The sequence below is a fragment of the Vibrio sp. 1401 genome (assembly GCF_033340295.1).
Genome location: NZ_JAWOWF010000128.1, coordinates 1 through 1,140, shown reverse-complemented (window position 1 = coordinate 1,140; position 1,140 = coordinate 1). Strand labels below are relative to the sequence as shown.

Here is a 1,140-nt window from a genome sequence, read left to right as displayed (position 1 = left end):
GTCACGATCTGGATTTGGTCACGTACGCTTTTATCCAAAGCTAACGCTTCACCAAACAACGCTTCACATTCGTAGTTACCGTAAATGTCTGCGTGATCGACCGTAGTGATCCCTAACTCAATATGTTGCTTAAGAAATGACAAACGCTCTTGAGCCGTCATTCCCCAATCTGCCGCACGCCAATATCCTTGAACTAGCTCTGAAAATTCAGGGCCATTTGGTGCAGTCACAACTTTTGCAACCATGGGTTTTCTCCTTTAATTGAACTGCATTCATCCTAGTCTTGTTTTCACATCGTCTCAACGGGTAAACTTTCGCAATTCGAACTGGAGTACGAAATATGTCTTTTGCCCAACGTTTAGCCACTTTGATTGGCGAAGAAAGCATCAGCGGATTTGCGCGACGCGTTGATGTGTCGGAATCGCTCATCCGAAAGTACCTAAAAGGCAGCGAACCTAGCCTAACCAAAGCCAATCAGATTGCGATGCGGGCAAACTGCTCTCTTGAATGGTTAGCGACGGGTTGCGGTTATCTCTACCGTCGAGCTGAAGTGGTGGATATGGATGCCTATAAATTGGCTTTCCAACACGTGATGAACGAAGAGCTGACAGAAGATAAAGAAGAGCTTCATCGAAAGCTCATTGCAGGGTACCAATACCTGCGCGCACATAAAAAGGCAGACGGATTTTTAGATGAATCCGCCATGGCGACATTTCTTGCTTTGCATAAAGAGACTAAAGCCGAGTAAGTCGCAACTCGATCATTTCGCCATCACTGCGTAAAGTAATGACTACGTGCGGTGATGGCTCTGTAAACTCATCTGCTTTTACCCAAACCATCGACCTCTCAATCTCTGGCGGGTAGCGATTTATCAGTAACACCACTTCTTTGTCGACCTCTCCTGCAGATTTGTTTTTCAGCGACGCTGCGACATCGTATTGCTCGTTGCCGATTGCTAAGCTTCGCATCACCAAACCATCTTTTCTTAGATTAAGAATGAGCTCACTCAGCGTTTGTCTCTGATACTCGGTTAAAAAGGAGAATTGCGCTTTCTTTTCTTCGAATACCGCCTCGCCGTATAGCGTCTGCTGATAGTAGGAAAACTCATCTAAACAGAAAGAACGGCTGAGATTTTCTGTC

At 45.6% G+C, this 1,140-nt stretch carries 3 protein-coding genes; 1 reads left to right on the top strand and 2 read right to left on the bottom strand.

Annotated features, from left to right (window positions below; genetic code table 11):
* Nucleotides 1–245: aldo/keto reductase (locus R7Z77_RS24040; RefSeq protein ID WP_318136883.1), on the bottom strand; the 245-nt coding region annotated here is incomplete at its 3' end.
* A gap of 95 nt (nucleotides 246–340) precedes the next feature.
* Between R7Z77_RS24040 and R7Z77_RS24035 the strand changes: the two genes are divergently transcribed.
* Nucleotides 341–748 (top strand): helix-turn-helix domain-containing protein, encoded by a 408-nt coding sequence (locus tag R7Z77_RS24035; protein ID WP_023584812.1) that lies wholly within the window; start codon nucleotides 341–343, stop codon nucleotides 746–748.
* Here R7Z77_RS24035 and R7Z77_RS24030 read toward each other — a convergent pair.
* Nucleotides 735–1,140, bottom strand: a 406-nt coding sequence (locus R7Z77_RS24030) for a hypothetical protein (RefSeq protein WP_318136882.1), incomplete at its 5' end; no start/stop codon positions are given. The genes R7Z77_RS24035 and R7Z77_RS24030 overlap by 14 nt on opposite strands.

Bases quoted from the DNA above. Each gene is read 5' to 3' on its own strand.
- R7Z77_RS24035 (WP_023584812.1), top strand. From the start codon at position 341: ATGTCTTTTGCCCAACGTTTAGCCACTTTGATTGGCGAAGAAAGCATC.